This window comes from Bacillus cereus group sp. MG9 (genome assembly GCF_040459995.1).
GTDB classification, from domain to species: Bacteria; Bacillota; Bacilli; order Bacillales; family Bacillaceae_G; genus Bacillus_A; species Bacillus_A mycoides.
Map to the genome: position 1 here is coordinate 2,151,251 of NZ_JARVHC010000001.1, position 20,284 is coordinate 2,171,534.

Genomic DNA, 20,284 nt, shown 5'->3' on the forward strand with positions numbered 1-20,284 from the left:
GTCGTACTTAAAAAAATCACTCATTTTACTATATGTACTTATGAAATTATGAAAATGGATAGGCTTGCGTACCTATGCGCATCGGAAGATGAACGCTCGAACTAAGGTTGCCGACGTTTTTATATATGACTAAATCATTGAATAGAGGGATGAGTTATGCAGAATAGACAGAACTATTTGTATGTAGGAGTAGATTTACATAAGGAGCATCATACGGCTGTTATTATTAATTGCTGGCAAGAGAAATTAGGAGAAATACATTTTGATAATAAACCATCGGCATTTTCGAAGTTTTTATTAGAAGTAGAGACATATGTGAGTGATGGTTTATCAGTTGTATTTGGTTTAGAAGATGTTGGTGGTTATGGAAGAGCATTAGCGAAATATCTAGTAGATCATGAACAAGTAGTGAAAGAAGTAAATCCAGCTTTATCATTTTTAGAACGAAAGAGCCAAGTGATGATACAAAAAAATGATAGTTGGGATGCGGAATGTGTGGCACGCATATTGGTAAACAAATTTGAGCAACTACCAAATGTAAATCCAAACGATTTATTTTGGTCGATACAACAATTGGTTTCAAGAAGGAATGCATTAGTAAAAGCACAAAGTGCGTTAAAGAACCAACTACATATTCAATTAAACCATCATTATCCAAGCTATAAAAAGTTTTTCTCAGAAGTAGATGGGAAAACAGCATTAGCATTTTGGCAGCAATATCCGTCACCCTCTTGTTTGGAGGGGACGGATATAAAGCGATTAACAGCTTTTTTATTAGATGTTAGCAACAATACATGTTCAGTAAAGAAAGCAAGCGACATATTAAAACTTGTAAAAGAAGATGGACATACAATGAAGGAATATCAAGAAACACGAGACTTTTTAGTAAGAAGTATTGTACGGGATATTGAGTTTAAAAAGAAGGAAATGAAATACATCGAAAGAGAATTAAAACAGTTAGTAAATCTACTAGATTATCAATTAGAGACGATGCCGGGAATAGAACTTGTGACGGCATCAGCATTAATAGCTGAGATAGGAGATATAAGACGATTTCCAAATACCAATAAATTAGCACGATTTGCGGGGATTGCGCCTGTTTACTTTGGTTCTGGTGGGAAAGGTAAGGTGCATAAAAGCAAACAAGGAAACAGGGCGTTACACGCTTTATTTTATAATTTAGCTGTACAGCAAGTGCAAGTAGCAAAAGGAAGTAAGAAGCCACGGAATCCAGTGTTTCATGCGTACTACCAAAAGAAATTAAAAGAAGGAAAAACAAAAGGACAAGCATTGGTATGTATTATGAGAAGGCTTGTAAACATTGTATATGGCATGATGAAATATAAAACAGCTTATGAATTGCCGGTAGTGGAAGAAAAAGAAGTAGTTTAATAAGGTTTTACATGGTTTGCTTTTTTATTGTGAGGGTTTAAGATTACAACATAGGGTACAGTTAAAATTGATTACGATTTAGCTAAAGTTTATATTAGAGATGTAGAGTCAAGAACAGGATTGAAGCTTCATAAAAACCAAATAGAACAATTAAAGGCTGCTCTAAGGGAACATAAGTATGAAAAAATGACGCCATTGGAAACGTTAAAACACAGAAATAAATTTAACAGTGTGAAAAACAAATTGATAAGTGAATGGGAAGAAAAAACAGGGCAAACATGGCCAAGATATACTGAGGAAGTTTATGATAAAAAAGGTAGAGTAGCAAGGGATATTGGGCAACCCTATGATGCGCATCATATTATAGAGAATAATTTTGGTGGGCCTCATGAATGGTGGAATATACATCCAGCTAAATTTCCTGATGAACATCAGGCAGGAATTCATGGTAAAGGGTCACCATCAAATAAATTATTTCCAAGGAGGTAGTTTTAATGGCTACATTTGATTTTATAAAAAATAGTCATCATAAGTTTTTTAAATTACAAGAAAATGAACTTATAGTGGCAGAAGAGAGACTTGGATTTGCATTTCCTAATGAACTTAGAAATTTTTACTTAGAAGTTGGCTATGGTTTTATAAAAGGAAATAATGTGGATGCAATAAATAGAATAATGGATCCAGATACTATAGCAGATATTACATTGAGAGAAGGTATTTACGAGTTCGATCCAGATTTAGAGGGAATATACGAGGAAGAAGATAAATTGGTTTTTTATGAAGTAAACGAGGGTGTATATTTAACACTTGATTTGAATACTCCTCAAAAAACTCCTGTATATTTTTTTGAGACCCAAATAGCTGATTCATTGGAGAAATTTATACGAAAAATTAATCAGGATGCTGAATATTTTGTGGATATGGTTGATTAATATTCTAGTATAGATTAAAAGTCTTCAGTAATAAGTAAACAAACGAGATTGGTTATAGTCACATTATAAGTATTATAGTCACCTTACTACTCAATGTATATTTTACACACGAGAATGACAAAGTTCGTGATGTTATTAAAGTTAAATATACACTGGCACATAAGACAAGCAAACGAAAAAGCACTTATTTTTGAAGTGGACAGAAAAAGAATAGGCTGTTAAAAAGCATATACCCCATGATAGTTGTACCATCATAGAGTGTTATGTGCAATGATAGAACAGAAAACGAAGTACGAGCTTAGGCGAGATGACATTTTACTGAGTCATTAATATAAACACATGAAATGGACATAAAACTAACAAACTCGTAAGTTTTAACGTAGTAGTTGTCGTGATATACAAAAGGTGTCATACTGTTACTACAAAACTTACAAATACATGCTACTTAAAAACATATGAACTTAAAGCACTTGATTGTCTATGAAAGGCAACAAGTGCTTTTTTCGTCTCAGTATAGAAATAAGATATAATAAAAAAGTTAATATTTTGTTAGATTGAGAAAATAAAAAGTATCCACTAAAAAGCAGCTGTCGATGGCATAAAAACAGCCAGCCACAAAGTAACAGAAGGTGTAAACTTTGTAGCCTCGACAGCAAAAGGCTTTGCCGATAAAATCGGAAGTCTATGGAACAAAGGTGCCACAACCGTAAAAGCAACCTTCTTGCAAGGGAATGAAAAGATCCAGCACGCAGTAAAAACATTACTGGAGTACAAATGGATCCCAGGTGAGGGAAAAGGCTTCGCCATGGCTGGAGTAGGAAATGTCTCAGGAGGAGGACAGTATTCTCTGAAAGAGGCTTATCAGTATATGGAGAGTAAGGTTGTTAAGGGTACGGGAAAAGTGTATCCAACGAGACAAATAGATTCAGTAACAGAAGCACATATAATTGATAGAGTGAAAGAACTAAGAGGGAATTTAACAAGTAGGTATAAGAAATCTGGTAATTTTGCTGTTGCAGAAGTGGATGTCAGTGGGATAAGTAAATCTGAATTTTATGCTCAAAGTAGCATAAATGAACTCAAAGGAAATCTTGAGCATAAGGTGCCTGATATTTCTTTACAACCTGAAAATCCAATGTTTAAAGCTACAGAAGCAGTTGGTAAAGAGGGAGAGAGTTATTTAAGGAATACAGATACGGAGTATAAAATACTAAATGATATTGCTTCTAGGCTTGGAGAGAATACACAATCTACTGGGAAAATTAAGTTATTTACAGAATTGGATACTTGCGACAGTTGCAGTAAAGTCATAGCAGAGTTTGCTGCTAAATATAAAAATATTGAATTAGAAGTCATACACAACAATGGTAATAGAATTATTCCTTAAACTTAATTTTTTTGGAGGGGAAGACTGATGAAAGACTGGGAGTATAATGAATTATTTGATGCGATTCAGGAGACATATGAAGAGTTGTTAGATGAAGACAGGGGATATAGGTATGCTATAGCAAAACTAGCAGATGAATTTGATAACTTAGGTAAGATAGAAGATGTTATTGTTGATACTGCTATTGGAGAAATTGCAATCGGCCATGAGAAAGTTTTTGTTGGGCGCATTGAAGGTATAACAAAGAGATTAAGCATGTTTAATCCACAAGAAGCAGGAGATGAATTAACATTAGAAGAAATAAAAGACTTATCGAGAAGAATAAATAAAGTAATAGAAGGACTAAAAAATGTAGAGGTTGATTATAATCCTTCAGCAGAATAAAGGTTAGTGTTTTAGAAAAAGAAATAATTGTTTGAAAGTAAGTACTTCATGATGGTTGTACCATCATAGAGTATTATGTGCAATGATAGAATAGAAAAAGAAGTACGAGCTTAGGCGAGATGCCATTTTACTGGGCGATGAATATAAACACATGGAATGTATATGAAATTAATGAACTCGTATAAACTCGTAAGTATTAACGTAGTAGTTGTTATGACTTATAAAAGGTGTCATACTGTTATTATAAAACTTACAAATTTAATGCTACTTAAAAACATATGAACTTAAAGCACTTGATTGTCAACTAAAGGCAACGAGTGCTTTTTTGTTTTAGCGTAGAAATAAGTTGGTACACGTATAATTAAATGTATTAAGTGTTAATTTAATAGACTGAAATGGCTTTTTACAGTGTATGACGATAGTAGAGGGAAACATAAAGGGGTGTATTATGTTTTGAAGTCATCGTAAAGTACGTTTTAACGGTTGATGTAAGAGTACATCCAATAACAGGTGGATTCGTCTACTACAGCGGTAAATAACGCTATTCAACAAAAAGAGTCTTCACAACAACAAGATGACAATAATCAAGAAGAAGGTACTAATGATCACGGTGATGATAATGATGATGGATAACGAAAAATAAAAAAGGTTTCTCAACAAATTTTAATATATCCCTTGACAGTTACAAATATAACCGATATACTTCATATTAATTTCAAAAGAAAATATATTCTAAATATTTAAATGTGTTGAATAGGAGTAGTAAGGTCGTGTATTTGTACAGAGAGCTATGGGTTGGTGTGACATAGTCAAATGACATCCTGAACTCGCCTAGGAGCAGTAAGGTGGAACGGAAATCACATTCTTAGTAAATCTTAACGGTTAACCTTCGATATTAGGTTTGTAATCAAACGATTACTACTAAGGTGGATTCATAATGGAATCAATAAGGGTGGTACCGCGTTAAGTAAATGGCTTAGCGTCTCTTTATATAGAGACGTTGAGCCATTTTTTTATTTTATGGAAATAGAAATGGAGGGTTTATTCGGATTGGTCTATAAAATTTAATTATTTATATAAAATGATTTTATTAGGAGGAAAATGAGATGAAACAGACGGAGCAATGGACTTCGAAATTAGGTTTTATAATGGCTGCAGCAGGATCAGCAATTGGACTTGGCGCAATATGGAAGTTCCCTTATATTGCTGGAAAGAGCGGGGGAGGAGCATTCTTTTTAATCTTTATATTATTTACTGTATTAATTGGATTACCGCTACTTATAGCTGAATTTATGATTGGACGCAGTACACAGAAACAAGCAGTTGGAGCATTTAAAAGTATCGCACCAAATACAGGATGGCACTGGATTGGGCGTCTTGGGGTTGGGACTTGTTTTATATTACTTTCATTTTATAGTGTTGTAGGTGGCTGGGTACTAATTTATTTATTCAGAGGAGTAACTGGACAACTTATTACTCCGGGACAAAATTACGGTTCGTTATTTACTGAAACAATTGGAAATCCGGTTTGGGCTATTACTGGACATTTCGCTTTTATGTTCATTACGATATGGGTTGTATCAAAAGGTGTACAAAACGGAATTGAAAAAGCAAGTAAATATATGCTACCAGCATTGTTCGTTTTATTTGTCGCCCTTATTATTCGTTCATTAACACTGGATAATGCAATGCAAGGTGTGAAGTTTTTCTTACAACCAGATTTCTCAAAGATTACTTCAGAAAGTATTTTGTTCGCAATGGGCCAATCATTCTTTGCGATTAGCATAGGGATTTCGATTATGGTTACGTATAGTTCGTATTTAAATAAAAAAGAAAGTTTACCAAAATCAGCAGTTACGATTGTTGGATTGAATTTATTCGTATCTTTATTTGCAGGCCTTGCTATATTTCCAGCGGTATTTTCATTAGGAATGGAGCCGACAGAGGGGCCGGGCTTACTATTTATTGTATTGCCATCTGTATTTAGCCAAATTCCATTCGGAGGATTGTTCTTAACTGTATTTCTTGCGCTATTTACATTTGCCACATTAACCTCGGCATTTTCTCTACTAGAGACGGTTGTTTCAGCATTAGCAAATGGTGAACAAGAAAGAAGAGCTAAACTTTCATGGGTCATCGGTTTCTGTATTTTCTTAGTAGGTATACCATCTGCCTTATCATTTGGAGTATGGAGTGATATTACGATTTTTGGGAAGAATATTTTTGATGCAGTAGACTTCTTATCTAGTAATATATTAATGCCGCTTGGAGCGCTATTCATTAGTATTTTCGTATCATTCAAGATGGAAAAGAAAGTGCTAGAAGCTGAATTTTTTGTAGGTGGAAATTACGGAAAGATAGTATTTACTATCTGGGTATTTTTACTTCGATTTGTAGCACCACTTGCGATAGTTATCGTATTTTTAAATGTAATAGGGATTATTTAAGTTTAAATGTTATAATATTCAGTAAAAAAAGAAGGTGATAATCATAAAGAAGAATTTGATTGAAGTTGGGAAATATATGAACATTAGAGGGAAAAAGCTATACGTTGAAACACATGGAAGTCCTAAAAATAAACCAGTATTATTTTTACACGGTGGTCCAGGTGAAAGCTGTTATGATTTTTCATTTCATCAAGCGGAACGATTAAAAGATTTCTTATATGTAATTATGATAGATCAAAGAGGGGTTTGTCGGTCAGAAGTAATTACCGAAGAAGAAACTTTTGGACTATGTGATTTAATTGAAGACTGTGAAGAACTAAGAAAAGTATTACAAATTGAGAAATGGTCTGTAATTGGACATTCTTTCGGTGGATATTTAGCGTTGTTATATGCGTCGATGTATCCAAATTCAATAGAGAAAATAATATTTGAAGGTCCGACTTTCGATTTTGCATTAACAAGTAGGGTCTTACTACAAAAGACAGGAACTTTATTAAAAAAGTATGGAAAAGAATTAGTGGCAGAAGACTGCTTTGCTTATTTATCTAATAATGCTAGTTCAGAAGAGTTGTTAGAAGCTTATATAAGAGTAAGCGCTGAATTAGAAGAAAAAAGAATGGAGATTTACAATTATAAGGAAGATGAGACAGACGATAGTTTATATAGTGATGAAGTGTGGGAAGTATTTTCAAATCGTTCCAAAATCCATTTTGATAGATTAAAATCAGAGGGAGCATGTCATACGTCATTATTATCTAAAATAAAAGATATACAAAATCCAATGTTATTAATTGTAGGAAAACATGATGTAGTAACGTGTGAAAAGCAAATTGAAATATTCAATCGAGATGCTCTAAATGGAAAGTATATCATATTCGAAGAAAGTGGCCATACACCACATTATGAGGAAGCTGATCGATTTGCTGAAACAGTCATTCATTTTTTGAACTAAAAAAGAAAGAGCGCTTCGTATAATGCGAAGCGCTCTATTTTAAATTTCTGGATAAGTAATTGTAATATTAGGCCATTTGCTTTGCCATTTCTTTTGATTAACTCTTTTGTTGTACATATGTATTCGTTCTTTCGTTTCAAGAAAATGAGGTGTAGGTTTCACTTGTAATGAAAGTACATCTTCTATTCCGCATGGGGATGTTAATATGACTTTGTTTTGTTCGTCCAAAGAAACACCAAGAGCGGTTGCTGTTTCAGGAAATTTAGAAATAGCATCAACAGAAGAAGAGTATGGCGGCATTCCATTCACTACATGCATGCGAGTTTGATTTTTTACTGACCAAGGGATAGTAGCATCCATATTCATTAGTTTCTGTTCTAATGATTGTTCGTACACCTCATCTTTATGTAATGGATCATAATAAATGACATCGACATCTGGCGTAGCCGTTCTTACTTCGTAGTTATGTAAAGTATCCCAAATTTTAGAACGGACAAACCCAGCGCAAATCCACCAATCAGGTAGCTCTAGTGATTTTGCCAATTGTAATACATTCATCATCCATTCGTCGTTTTCTATTAAGTGAATTAAATCTTGCTCTGTTTTTATATTCATCGATAAATACACCTTCCTAGTAGATTAATGCATCAGCTCAATAATCCATAAAATCCAGTGAGCACCTGGTACAAATAAAAGTTGTGCTAATAAGGTGCCGAGAAGTCTAGAAATCATTAGCCAACCATACATTTTACTCATAGATTCAGCGCCATTTTCTGATTGTAAAGCACGTTCTGTCAAAAGTGCTATACGTGGATCGAGTAACACTGTTAATAAAATTGTAGCAAAACCATTCACAAGGCCAGAAGCTGTACTTGCATTTGTTGCGTAATCTGGATTTAGAAAAGAAGCATAAAGGGCAGAAAGAACACCTGCTGTATAAATTGCAGTAGCAAACATGTTAATAAGCATAATACGCTTTGGGATACCACCGATACGCAATCTATGAATCATTTCAAATCTTGGAAAGCGCACATATTTTTTTGTGTACTTTAATTTTTGAATGTTATTTGTTTTCATCATTCGAATGAAAGAACCATCTGTTTCAAAGTTTTGAATGACATATCCAAATAGTTTGGTCAAAGTTGGATACAGAATAATCGCAAGTAATGTACCGATGGAAGCAGATAATAGTACAAGTCGTATAGTATGCTCTAAATTAATAGAAGCATCTCGCTTTGCTTCATCGACAATCCCGCCAATTAAAAAGGCTTGTAGTAAATTTGACGTTCTTGAAATAAGTAATACCATTCCCACGACAGATAAGGCAACGACAATCTTTTTTAAACGAACACCAGCTAATCGAATACTATAAGAGCTAGTTTCAACTGCATGGATAACAATTGTGAAAGCCATTATAAAAATTAACGTAATTGACATGTGTTTCACCAGTTTCTATTAAATTAATTATAACTTTTTCACTTTATCATATCTTTTGTGATTTTGTAACTGAAAGTATAAGGGTTAGAAAGAACAATTTTCCGAAAAGTTAAATGGTGATAGTATAGTAAAGGTGTAAGTAGGATAATGGCCTTAATGGGGTACATATAAAATCAGTGGGGGAATGAAATATGTATACAACATTTCTATTTGATTTGGATGGAACATTAACTGATCCGAAAGAAGGGATAATAAATTCTGTTCTATACGCGTTAGAAAAAATGGGGATTGAAGAAGTGAATATAAGTGAGTTAGATTCATTTATCGGTCCACCAATCCAACAATCTTTTGTAGATAGATATAATATGAATGAAATAGAAGTAGAACGAGCAGTGTTTTATTTTCGGGAATATTTAAAGCAAAGTGGTTTATTAGAGAATAAAGTATACGATGGAATTGGAGCCCTATTGCAAGAATTAAAGGATGCTGGCAATCGTTTGTTTGTAGCAACTTCAAAGCCTACTATATTTGCGAAACAAGTAATAGAGCACTTTCAGTTAACATCTTTTTTTGAAGAGATTGTTGGGAGTAATTTAGATGGGACAAGAATAAAGAAGGAAGAAATAATTGCTCATATTTTACAAACAAATGAAGAACTTCAAAAAGAAGAAATGGTGATGATTGGTGATAGAAAGCATGACGTAATCGGTGCGAGCAGTAACGGAATTGCTTCAATAGGTGTATTGTATGGATATGGTAATGAGAATGAATTAAGTGATGCTAGGGCGATTCATATAGTGAAAGATGTCGAAGAGTTACAAAGCTTTTGTATAGAGAATAGTACGATAAAATTATAGAAATAGAACATAGAAATCCCTTTATAACATATGACGATGAAATCGTTTTTGTTTAAAGGGATTTTTCATATGTAATCGAATATGTATAATTAGACATTTTAGTATGAAAAATTTGTATGAATTAGAGGAGGGATGTCAGAAACGAAAGATTAGTAGAAGTTTATCAATAAAAGATTGAATTTTCAGTCTAAAGGAGGGGTATAATTGGAGCTAGTTATTATATTATTAGCACTTAGCTTACTCATGTTTGTAGCATATAAAGGATTTTCTGTAATATTATTCGCACCGATTTTTGCATTATTTGCGGTATTTTTAACAGAGCCTAGTTTTGTATTACCTTTCTTTTCTAATATTTTTATGGAGAAAATGGTAGGATTTATTAAACTATATTTCCCTGTATTTTTACTTGGAGCAATATTTGGGAAAGTAGTAGAAATGTCAGGAATCGCTGATTCCATCGCAAAGACGATTGTAGAGTTAGTTGGAGAAAAACGTACAATTTTAGCGATTGTTTTAATGGGAGCTATTTTAACTTATAGCGGTGTTAGTGTGTATGTAGTGGTGTTCGCTATATTTCCGTTTGCGGCTAAGTTGTTTCGACAAGCGGATATTCCGAAGCGTTTAATCCCCGGCACAATCGTTCTTGGAGCAGCAACATTTACAATGGATGCGCTTCCTGGATCACCACAAATTCAAAATGTAATACCTACAACTTTTTTTAAAACTGATATTTATGCAGCACCGATACTTGGTATTTTAGGCGCGATTTTTGTTTTAACGTTAGGTTTATTTTATTTAGAGAGTAGGCGTAAGAAGGCAAAAGCAGCAGGAGAAGGGTATTTTGGTTTTAACGATGGAAAGTCTGAAATGGCAGCATCTTTGCAATTAGAACAAAAAGATATGCCGCTATTAAGCAGTATTGAAATTACAAGAGTACAGCAAGTAATTGCGTTTGTACCACTTATTTTAGTAGGTGTAATGAATAAAGTTTTCACAATCATGATACCAAAGTGGTATCCGAATGGATTTGATTTCTCAGCTATTGGTATGCAAGCATTTGGAAAAGTTGAATTAAGTGCGGTAGTTGGGATTTGGTCTGTAGAATTGGCACTTATTATAGGGATTTTATCAACGCTTTTATTATATTGGAAACGAGTAGTAACTGGATTTCAAGCTGGATTGAATACAAGTATTGGTGGAGCGCTACTTGCAACAATGAATACAGGAGCTGAATTTGGATTTGGTGGTGTTATTGCAGCACTTCCAGGTTTTGCAATTATGAGAGATAGCATCTCTGCAACTTTTACGAATCCATTAGTAAATGGGGCAGTAACAACGAATATTTTGGCTGGTATTACTGGATCAGCATCAGGAGGAATGGGAATTGTTTTAAGTGCGATGGGGGATAAATTTATTGCAGCGGCCAATCAATATGATATTCCATTAGAAGTTATGCACCGCATTGTATCAATGGCATCAGGTGGAATGGATACATTACCACATAATGGTGCAATTATTACTATTCTAACGGTAACAGGATTAACACATAAACAGTCATATAAAGATATATTTGCTATTACAATTTTGAAAACGATTGCTGTATTTGCAGTCATCGCATTCTATACTTTAACAGGGATCTATTAATACTAGTTAATATACGAAAAGAAAATATTTATTAGATTGATATTTTACATAATAAAATATTTATTGTAACTACTCAGTCACTCTATGAAAAATCGGCAGAAAAGTTTTTTAAGTTGGTCGAGAGAGGACCTGGCTATTTATAGGAGCGGTCAGGGCCTTTCCTGCCACGCACAAAGTTTTAAAACAAAGTATAGTTAATAAGGGGGCTTATTTTAACTGGAATAATAGACTTTATCAAACTTCTGAATGAAATGCATGGCTGAGTAGTTGCAAATATTTATTATAGATAGAAGGGGTGGAGTACTTGCAAGAAGTTGCTGAGTTTCGTATGCCGAAGTCTGTATTATATGGAAGAAATTCGTTTGAAAAACTAGGGGATCAATCAAGAAAGTTAGGGAAAAGGGCTTTTATTGTCAGTGATACAATTATGGAGAGTTTCGGTTATGTTGAAAGATGTGTGGATCACTTAAATGCGAAAGGGATTACTGTTATTACGTACAATGAAGTAAACACTGAGCCTACAAATTTACACGTATTGGAAGCGTTATCTATTTGTAAAGAAGGAAAATGCGATTTTATCATAGGTATTGGAGGAGGAAGCTGTATTGATGCTGCGAAAGCAGTAGCAGTGTTATATACAAATGGTGGAGAAATTGAAGATTACGTCCAAAAGGATATAGAAATAGAATACAATCCACTACCGCTAATCGCAATCCCTACGACTTCTGGTACTGGATCGGAAGTAACAAGTGTAGCAGTAATTACAAATAAAAAAACAGATGTGAAAATGATGATAAAACATCCAAGCTTTATCCCTCATGTTGCTATAATAGACCCGATTTTTACAAGTTCGGTACCACCTCATATTACTGCAGCAACGGGAGTAGATGCATTATGCCATGCAATTGAAGCTTATATTTCTAAAGTTTCACAACCTCTTACAGATGTTCTTGCTCTTTCAGCTATTGAAAGCATTATGAAATATTTACGTATCGCATATGAAGATGGAGATAATATGGAAGCAAGGGAAGCAATGATGATTGCTTCATTACAAGCTGGGATTGCTTTTTCAAATGCATCTGTTACATTAGTGCATGGTATGTCCCGTCCAGTGGGAGCATTATTCCATGTACCACATGGAATATCGAATGCAATACTATTACCTACAGTTTTAGAGTTTACAAAAATGAGTGCAATAAAAAGGTTAGCAGAAGTAGGACGTAGCTTAAACAAAGATTTGTATTCTCATTCTGATGAAGAAGTAGCGAACTACACGATTGCTGAAATTAAGAAACTTTGTTTTGATCTTCGTATTCCTAATTTAAGAGAATACGGAATTGACGAAGTTGAATTTGAAAATGCTATTTCTAAAATGGCGAAAGATGCAATTGCAAGTGGTAGCCCAGGAAATAATCCACGAGTTCCTTCTTATGATGAAATCAAACAGTTGTATCGAGAGTGTTTTAATTATCAATATGAAGATGCTATAAAAACATCAGGGCTTTAATTTCAGAATATTATAATAAAATTTCCTTGGAAATAGTTAAAACAAGACTTTATATTATAAATTTAAAGTCTTGTTTTATTGTGTATAATATACATAATAAAATATTGTTATTGGTTTTATAAAAATAGTTTAGGTAGGTGTTTTACTATGAAAACGATAGGTCTTATAGGTGGTATGAGTTGGGAATCAACTTCTGAATACTATCGAATTTTAAATGAAGAAATAAAAAGTAGATTAGGTGGATTACATTCAGCAAAATGTCTGATTAATAGTGTGAATTTTGAAGAGATTGAACGATTCCAGTCTAGCGGAGATTGGGAGGGAGCAGGAGAAGTATTAGGGAATACGGCGTATTCATTGCAGAAAGGAGGAGCAGACTTTATAATCATTTGCACAAATACAATGCATAAAGTAGTTGAGAAAATAAAGGAGAATATTAACATTCCAGTATTACATATTGCGGATGCAACTGCAAAAGAAATAAATAGAAAAGGTATTCAATCGGTTGGTCTGCTTGGAACAAAATATACGATGGAGCAAGATTTCTATAAATCACGTATAGAAGAGAATGATATAAAAGTAATAGTACCATTAGGAAAAGATAGAGAAAAAATAAATGAAGTAATATACAAAGAATTATGTTTAGGAAAGATAACATCTCAATCTAGAGAGTATTATAAAAGAGTTATAGAAGAGTTAGTGCAAAAAGGGGCGCAAGGAATAATATTAGGGTGTACAGAAATAGGGTTATTAATAAAGCAGGAAGACATATCAGTTCCGATATTTGATACAACGCATATACATGCGATTGAAGCAGTCAATTTCGCTTTAGATAATAGATTGTAATTATATTATGTAAACTCAACTCATTTGTCTGGAAAACATTCAGAAAATATTTTATAATGTAAGTGGTTACATTTAAGGAGGAATGCGGATGTTTTCAGTTCAGCCAATCGCATTTGTACATAATGAAAGAAAGGAAATAAAAGATGATGAGTGGGGAGAAGTAAGATCCTATATTACTTTAACTGATATGTATACAGAGGAAAGTATACAAGGGATTGAAGATTTTTCTCATATTGAAGTTGTCTTTTATTTTCATAAAGTAACTGATGAACAAATTCAATATTTTGCTAGACATCCTAGAAATAATAATGATTATCCTAAAGTAGGCATTTTTGCACAGCGCGGGAAAAATCGTCCGAATCGCATAGGAGCTACAATTGTAAAGGTGATCAAAAGAGAAGGTAAATCAATTATTGTTGAGGGGTTAGATGCTATTGATGGCACCCCTATATTGGATATAAAGCCGATAATGAAAGAGTTTATGCCGAAAGAAGAAATTCTACAGCCTAAATGGGTAACGGATATTATGAAACAATATTGGAAGGGGAATAAAACAAAATGAGAATATATGAGGCAACAATTGCAGATTTAGATGGACTAGCATCTGTTTTTAATAACTATCGCGTATTTTATCGACAAGATTCCGATATTGAAGGAGCAAAAGTGTTTTTACGAAATCGAATCGAGAGAAAAGAATCCATTATTTTCGTGGCAGTTGAAGATGGAGAATATATCGGATTCACGCAACTATATCCATCATTTTCTTCTATTTCGATGAAAGAGTTATGGATTTTAAATGATCTGTTTGTACAAAAGGCGAAGCGCGGAGCCGGAACAGGTAAAAAATTGTTAGAAGCTGCAAAAGAATTTGCCTTAGAAAATGGCGCAAAAGGTGTGAAATTACAAACAGAGATTGATAATTTATCAGCTCAGCGATTATACGCTGAAAATGGATACTTGAGAGATAATCGTTATTTCCATTATGAATTAACTTTTTGAAATATATATAGTTAAATGAGACGTTTTCAATGTGAAGACGTCTCATTTAATTTTTTTATTGATGATTTAAAATCCAATTTGTAGCATCTTCAAAGTTTTCTGCGATGTAGTTTGGTTCAATATGTGCCCATTTATCTCGGAATGTATGTAAAGCATCATATCCAGCGCCAGTTTGAACCAATATAGTCGTTGCATTTACTTTTGCCCCAGCAACAATATCCGTCCAGCGATCACCGATTACAGCGCATTTTGTTAAATCAAGCCCATGTTTTTCCACTGCTTGCAGGAGCATACCTGCGCTCGGTTTGCGGCATTCACATCCATCACCATGTTTATGAGGACATAGATAAATATCATCAAAACCAAACTCTTTTAATTCTTTCGTAAAATCATTCGCAGTTGCTTTTCCATCCGCGATACCTGGTTGATTCGTAAAAGAGAATAGTTTAATATTTTGGGCTTTTAACTTTTGTAAAGATTCCTTTGTAAAAGGAAATAATGTGAAAGAACCTGGATAATGTATTGTAGTATCACCGCCAATTGTTCCGTCACGATCAATGAATATTGCTTCAATGTTTGTCATAGTTATAGTCCTTTCAATTTAAATTAAAATCTACAAACATTAAGTATTCTCTTGAAATATGCTTTTTCCTGCTACAGAAATAAATATATCAGAAGTGATATAATACTATATTAAGAGGGATATGTTATCATTTTCCTTGATTGTAATGTAAATGGAAAGAAGGTAAGTATTATGTTAGAGGTGAATATCCGCTCAGCCGGATATGAAATTGGTGAAAAGACAGTTCATGATATTGCATTTGCAATTGAAAAAGGCGAGTTAGTGGCTCTTATTGGTGCAAATGGCGCAGGAAAGAGTACGACAATTAAGTCGATACTCGGTTTGCTTGTCAATATGGATGGTGAAATCTCGTTTGGTGAAAAGAAAAATCCATATGCATATGTACCGGAGCATCCCACTTATTATGATTATTTAACTTTATGGGAGCATATTGAATTGTTAATGGCTGCCCGTGGAAATGAAGAGGGACATTGGGAGGACAAAGCAAGGGAATTATTACATACGTTTCGAATGGAAAAACATATACACGAATACATATCAAAATTTTCAAAAGGTATGAAACAAAAATCGATGCTAATATTAGCATTTTTAACAGAGCCAGATTTTTATATTATTGATGAGCCTTTTATCGGTTTAGATCCAGTAGCCACGAAAGACTTTTTGAATTATTTATATAAAGAAAAAGAGCGAGGAGCAGGTATATTACTTTGTACGCACGTGCTGGATACAGCTGAAAGAATTTGTGAAAGATTTTTACTCATTTCGCAAGGTACATTAGTAGCAGATGGGCATTTAGAGGCGATCCAATCGTTAGCAGAAATGCCAGGAAGTACACTGTTAGATTGTTTCGATGCAATTGTAAGGCGGGAACAAAATGATTAAACAACAGTTTAATAAAAGGTTACGTCATGAATTGCAAAGAAAATGGAAAGCGATTCGTTCTGTAACAGATTGGACAGTAGCATTATATATTATTATTCCAGCACTTATATTTGCGGGGATCTATTATCGTTCACTATGGATGAAAGAATTATCGATGGAAGAGACCATTTATTTTGGGTTAGGTTTACTTGCGTTTTATTTTGTCACATTTTCAAGAGGAGTTCGCTCATTTTTTGAACAAGCAGATAGTTTATTTTTAATTTCATACCCAAATCATATGCGAAAATTAATGAAGCTTGGCATTATATATACGTTAATTCGGATTGCAATAACGAACGCAATTGTAGTGTTCATTATGCTGCCTATATTGATGAAAAGTATGGGAGCGACAATTATACAAATCGTACTGTTCTGGATGTTCTTTACTGTTTTTCGATTTATGCTATCGTTGTTGACGAGATTCATAAATGTACGTGTGGGGAAACGATGGGTTTTATTGATTATAAAAGATGTTATATTTTCTTTAAGTTTAGTCTATTTTGGAATCAGTGTATTTTTCATTTTTAAAAATCCATTGTATTTCATATTATTTACCGGCCTAGTAGCTGTACTTACTGTAGTCTTAGTAAAAGAAAAGATGAATTATAAAAATTTCTTTTTTAAAGAAGTTGAGAAAGAAAAAGAAGAAAGTATGCGCTGGACTGTAGGGATTATGCAAGTTGGTGGTCATGCAGCTAAACCAAGTAGTTCGAATAAAAAACCGTGGATGTTCCCTCGTTCTAAAAAGATATTAGGAAAAAATTCTGATTCGCGTATTGTAGAAGCTTTTTTAAAAGAATTTTTGCGTACAAGTAGTGCTTTAATATTTTATGTTCAAATTGTATGTATAAGTACTGTAAGTATTATCGTGACTCCGCAGTGGATAACAGCTATTATTCTTGTATTTGCTATAGTTGCTATTTCTCGCTATGCGCGTGATTATTGGAATGAATTTACGAAGAAAATGTTTCTACATTTATATTGTGATGAAGGAGAATTACTATTATTAAGGTGGAAGGCGGATCGTTATTTGCTCCTTCCAGTCGTATTCATATACGGGACGGTCATCCTTTCTCAGTTTTATTTATTACCAGCAGTAATTATTGGAGTTATTTTTATAGTATTCATTGGTTGGATTGTATTTTTACCATAGAAAAAGAGCCGGAAGCGGCTCTTTTTCTAGTCTGTAACACACTGGTAAATAAAATATACTAAAAGGAGTATGCTTGCGGCGGAGTACACGACATCTAAAGTCATCTGATTGCCCCCTCATTGTTGTTGTATTTATAGTGTATGAAATCTTACAATTTCATATTCAAGTGAAAAATATGTGAACGTTAACAAAATTGTAAAGTGCAAAAATTACAATCATTTTGTATAATAGAAGAAACAACCGTTATATAAAATATAATGAGTGAAAGGGGAGGGAACATAAATGCCAAATTGGTTTAGAAAAACCTTAGTCGCATTAATTACCGTATTTACGTTTGGTTTAGTGACGCCTCCTTCCATATTACTTGATAATGCCAAAGCTGCGGACAAGCCTACGAGCACAGCTGGGCAACAAAATTTGGAGAGTACGTCCTATACATATGAAGAAACAAATGATAGGTTAACCACCGATACTTTTGTTAACTATGCGATGCAAGAAGCAGAGAAGCAATCTATGCAAAAATTCGGCTCTAAAATTGGGCCTGTAATTGAAGATGAATTTAAAGATGTTGTATTACCTAAAATTGAAGAGGCAATTGCGGAACTTGCAAATGATGTGCCAGAAGAATCTTTGCAATCATTAGCAATTTCTCAAAGACCGGCTGGTGGAAATAATGAAAAGATTTTTCATGTTTATGACACGAAATCAGGAAATGACTTACTGCGATTTCATGTGAGGAGAGATCATCCACCGCAAGATGGATATTATTTTAATTTCCACTATCATCGTTTTGATGATGGATATTCAGGACACCATGAGTTAGGAAATATTTATTGGAATACGAATGTACCGCCGAAATGGTTGTCTTAAAAAGAACGAGAGAAAATCTTGTTCTTTTTTTCTTTATGAAAGGATACGACATTTATGTTGTTGAATAACATATGTTTAGGAAAAAAGAAAAAAGGGAGTATGGGGATGCAAAAATATATCGTTTTTGACTTTGATGGCACATTAGTAGATTCACAAAATATATTTGTACCAATTTATAATCAACTTGCTGAAAAGCATGGATATAAGACAGTTAGTGAGGAAGAAATTGAGCCTTTACGAAAATTGACTATTTCTGAAAGATGTAAAAAACTCGATGTACCACTTTATAAACTTCCTATATTGGCGTTAGAGTTTTATAAATTATATCAACCTGCCATAAAAGATCTCGTTTTATTCCATGGGATGAAGGATGTATTAGATGAATTACATAAAAAAGGCTACGGGATTGCGGTTATATCTTCGAACTCAGAAGAGCATATTAGGGCATTTTTACATAGTAATGGCATAGAAAATATTCAAGAAGTGTATTGTTCTAAAAATTTGTTTGGTAAAGATAAAATGATTAAAAGGTTTTTAAAGTCGAAAAAGCTAACAGAACAAGATATGTTGTATGTCGGTGATGAACAACGTGATATTGCAGCTTGTAAAAAAGCTGGTGTGAATGTCATTTGGGTTTCTTGGGGGTATGACGTAATTGAGACAGTAAAAGGAGACGCGCCAGATTATATGGTTAATACGCCAGGGGAAATTGTGCAAGTAGTACAGGCGGCACATTCTTAATATAAATAAACTTTGAGCAGGTATTCATCATATTGAATTTTAGGTAGCAAAGTTTCTTACTGGCAATAAGGTGAAGGTTATACGTGGTCCAATTGAAATGAATCATTATTCGGATGTTACTATACAATAGACTTTTATGACCCGAAGGGCTTTATTGTAGAGGTTGCGTATACAGCGAATACAGAAATGTAAGGAGAATAGACATGAAGATAATTACAACGTGGAAAAACAATATACAAATAGTAAAAGATGCTGCAAATATTGAAGAAATCTCTAAAGGGTTCTCTCCTGATAAAAAATATATTATTACGACTACTGATGATGAAAAATATTTATTACGGACAGGTGATATAAAAGAGTATGATAGGAAAAAAATAGAGTTTCAAATTTTAAATGAAATGGTAAAACGTAACGTGCAGGCTCAAAGACCAATTGAACTCGGTATATTGGAGAAAGAAGATTTATGTTATAGTATTTTTTCATATTTAGAAGGAGAAGATGCTAAGAAGCTATTGCCTACACATACGCCAAGAGAACAATATGATATTGGTATAGCAGCAGGAAAAGACTTAGCAAAAATGCATACACATGAAGCTCCTAAGGATATACTCCCATGGTATGAAAGAGCAATGAAAAAACATCGAAAATATGTAGAGGCATATAAAACATGCGGAATACAAATTAAAAATGATGATAAAATCATAAAGTTTATAGATGAAAATGAAAAATATTTAAAGAACCGCCCAAATCGATTTCAACACGATGATTTTCATTTAGAAAATATAATTGTACGTGATGCGAAATATGTAGGTGTTGTTGATTTTAATGGCTACGACTGGGGCGACCCACTTCATGATTTCGTAAAAATAGCATTATTTGCAAGAGACATTAGTATCCCGTATTCAATCGGACAAATAGAAGGATACTTTAATGGGAGAATACCAGAGGAGTTTTGGAAATTATATGCGGTTTACGTTGGCATGACGGTTTTTTCTTCAGTTGTCTGGAGTTTACGAGCAGCACCGCATATGTTAGATGATACGTTAGAACGTCTTACTATAGTTTTAGAGGATCATAAAAACTTTGAATTATCAAAGCCAATCTGGTTTGATAGTGAAATGATGAATAAAAAATAAGGATAGCAGGTGGGAAATCTCACACCTGCTATTTGTAAATAACTCATGAGACGGTCTCTTTACATACTATGTATGTAGTTTTTTTATGAAGGAATG

General features: G+C 33.6%; 19 protein-coding genes, 4 pseudogenes and 1 other annotated feature. Of the genes and pseudogenes, 20 read left to right on the forward strand and 3 right to left on the reverse strand.

What is annotated here, in order from left to right; all coding sequences use genetic code 11:
- Window positions 1-156: 156 nt before the first annotated feature.
- The 8 genes and pseudogenes from QCI77_RS10950 (at window position 157) to QCI77_RS10985 (ending at window position 7,494) form a co-directional block, all read left to right on the forward strand.
- Complete coding sequence (locus QCI77_RS10950) at window positions 157-1,392, forward strand: IS110 family RNA-guided transposase (protein ID WP_353824916.1); 1,236 nt, start codon at window positions 157-159, stop codon at window positions 1,390-1,392.
- Between the two features lie 54 nt (window positions 1,393-1,446).
- Window positions 1,447-1,881, forward strand: a pseudogene (locus QCI77_RS10955) (WXG100 family type VII secretion target); the annotation flags it as partial.
- A 5-nt stretch (window positions 1,882-1,886) separates the two neighbouring features.
- The gene (locus tag QCI77_RS10960) at window positions 1,887-2,324 is read left to right on the forward strand and encodes an SMI1/KNR4 family protein (RefSeq protein WP_353824917.1); all 438 of its coding nucleotides are present in this window, start codon (window positions 1,887-1,889) and stop codon (window positions 2,322-2,324) included.
- 580 nt (window positions 2,325-2,904) lie between these two features.
- A pseudogene (locus tag QCI77_RS10965) lies at window positions 2,905-3,711 on the forward strand (deaminase domain-containing protein); the annotation flags it as partial.
- Between the two features lie 27 nt (window positions 3,712-3,738).
- On the forward strand, window positions 3,739-4,095 hold the full coding sequence (locus tag QCI77_RS10970; RefSeq protein WP_000656074.1) for an Imm3 family immunity protein: 357 nt from the start codon (window positions 3,739-3,741) through the stop codon (window positions 4,093-4,095).
- A gap of 473 nt (window positions 4,096-4,568) precedes the next feature.
- Window positions 4,569-4,728, forward strand: a pseudogene (locus QCI77_RS10975) (PepSY domain-containing protein); the annotation flags it as partial.
- A gap of 107 nt (window positions 4,729-4,835) precedes the next feature.
- Window positions 4,836-5,085, forward strand: a binding site (T-box leader).
- 116 nt (window positions 5,086-5,201) lie between these two features.
- The gene (locus QCI77_RS10980) at window positions 5,202-6,542 is read left to right on the forward strand and encodes a sodium-dependent transporter (protein WP_353824918.1); all 1,341 of its coding nucleotides are present in this window, start codon (window positions 5,202-5,204) and stop codon (window positions 6,540-6,542) included.
- Window positions 6,543-6,618: 76 nt separating this feature from the next.
- Window positions 6,619-7,494, forward strand: coding sequence for an alpha/beta fold hydrolase (locus QCI77_RS10985; RefSeq protein WP_113768946.1), 876 nt, complete (start codon window positions 6,619-6,621; stop codon window positions 7,492-7,494).
- Window positions 7,495-7,533: 39 nt separating this feature from the next.
- On the opposite strand, the gene QCI77_RS10990 is transcribed toward QCI77_RS10985, so the two are convergent.
- Window positions 7,534-8,109: a nucleotidyltransferase family protein gene (locus QCI77_RS10990; protein ID WP_002141609.1), complete on the reverse strand. Its 576-nt coding sequence runs from the start codon at window positions 8,107-8,109 to the stop codon at window positions 7,534-7,536.
- Window positions 8,110-8,133: 24 nt separating this feature from the next.
- Window positions 8,134-8,931: a lipid II flippase family protein gene (locus tag QCI77_RS10995; RefSeq protein ID WP_033733932.1), complete on the reverse strand. Its 798-nt coding sequence runs from the start codon at window positions 8,929-8,931 to the stop codon at window positions 8,134-8,136.
- A 191-nt stretch (window positions 8,932-9,122) separates the two neighbouring features.
- Here QCI77_RS10995 and QCI77_RS11000 point away from each other — a divergent pair, with 191 nt between their 5' ends.
- The 6 genes from QCI77_RS11000 to QCI77_RS11025 all read left to right on the forward strand — a co-directional run bounded on the left by QCI77_RS11000 (window position 9,123) and on the right by QCI77_RS11025 (window position 14,784).
- On the forward strand, window positions 9,123-9,788 hold the full coding sequence (locus QCI77_RS11000; RefSeq protein ID WP_088032809.1) for an HAD family hydrolase: 666 nt from the start codon (window positions 9,123-9,125) through the stop codon (window positions 9,786-9,788).
- A gap of 204 nt (window positions 9,789-9,992) precedes the next feature.
- Window positions 9,993-11,432, forward strand: a complete 1,440-nt coding sequence (locus tag QCI77_RS11005) for a GntP family permease (protein ID WP_088032811.1) — start codon at window positions 9,993-9,995, stop codon at window positions 11,430-11,432.
- 304 nt (window positions 11,433-11,736) lie between these two features.
- Entirely contained in the window at window positions 11,737-12,939 is a 1,203-nt protein-coding gene (locus QCI77_RS11010) for an iron-containing alcohol dehydrogenase (RefSeq protein ID WP_002141613.1), read from the forward strand.
- 147 nt (window positions 12,940-13,086) lie between these two features.
- On the forward strand, window positions 13,087-13,785 hold the full coding sequence (locus QCI77_RS11015; RefSeq protein ID WP_002012596.1) for an aspartate/glutamate racemase family protein: 699 nt from the start codon (window positions 13,087-13,089) through the stop codon (window positions 13,783-13,785).
- 88 nt (window positions 13,786-13,873) lie between these two features.
- Window positions 13,874-14,347, forward strand: coding sequence for an SAM-dependent methyltransferase (locus QCI77_RS11020; RefSeq protein WP_002085895.1), 474 nt, complete (start codon window positions 13,874-13,876; stop codon window positions 14,345-14,347).
- Window positions 14,344-14,784 carry a GNAT family N-acetyltransferase gene (locus tag QCI77_RS11025; RefSeq protein WP_002085894.1) on the forward strand — a complete coding sequence of 147 codons (441 nt, stop codon included), beginning with the start codon at window positions 14,344-14,346 and terminating at the stop codon, window positions 14,782-14,784. The genes QCI77_RS11020 and QCI77_RS11025 overlap by 4 nt, the downstream gene beginning before the upstream one ends.
- A gap of 55 nt (window positions 14,785-14,839) precedes the next feature.
- Here QCI77_RS11025 and QCI77_RS11030 read toward each other — a convergent pair whose 3' ends face one another.
- Window positions 14,840-15,367, reverse strand: a complete 528-nt coding sequence (locus QCI77_RS11030) for an HAD-IIIA family hydrolase (protein WP_088032813.1) — start codon at window positions 15,365-15,367, stop codon at window positions 14,840-14,842.
- Window positions 15,368-15,538: 171 nt separating this feature from the next.
- Between QCI77_RS11030 and QCI77_RS11035 the strand changes: the two genes are divergently transcribed.
- The 6 genes and pseudogenes from QCI77_RS11035 (at window position 15,539) to QCI77_RS11055 (ending at window position 20,188) form a co-directional block, all read left to right on the forward strand.
- Entirely contained in the window at window positions 15,539-16,249 is a 711-nt protein-coding gene (locus QCI77_RS11035) for an ABC transporter ATP-binding protein (RefSeq protein WP_088032815.1), read from the forward strand.
- Entirely contained in the window at window positions 16,242-17,441 is a 1,200-nt protein-coding gene (locus QCI77_RS11040) for an ABC transporter permease (RefSeq protein WP_098167773.1), read from the forward strand. Before QCI77_RS11035 ends, QCI77_RS11040 begins: the two co-directional genes overlap by 8 nt.
- Before the next feature lie 282 nt (window positions 17,442-17,723).
- A complete protein-coding gene (locus QCI77_RS11045) occupies window positions 17,724-18,311 on the forward strand; it encodes a YpjP family protein (RefSeq protein WP_002031682.1) in 588 nt (195 codons plus the stop codon).
- A gap of 105 nt (window positions 18,312-18,416) precedes the next feature.
- The gene (locus QCI77_RS11050; RefSeq protein ID WP_353825763.1) at window positions 18,417-19,052 is read left to right on the forward strand and encodes an HAD family hydrolase; all 636 of its coding nucleotides are present in this window, start codon (window positions 18,417-18,419) and stop codon (window positions 19,050-19,052) included.
- A gap of 43 nt (window positions 19,053-19,095) precedes the next feature.
- Window positions 19,096-19,244: pseudogene (locus QCI77_RS30925) on the forward strand (VOC family protein); the annotation flags it as partial.
- 11 nt (window positions 19,245-19,255) lie between these two features.
- Window positions 19,256-20,188 carry an aminoglycoside phosphotransferase family protein gene (locus QCI77_RS11055; protein ID WP_113768879.1) on the forward strand — a complete coding sequence of 311 codons (933 nt, stop codon included), beginning with the start codon at window positions 19,256-19,258 and terminating at the stop codon, window positions 20,186-20,188.
- Window positions 20,189-20,284: the final 96 nt, after the last annotated feature.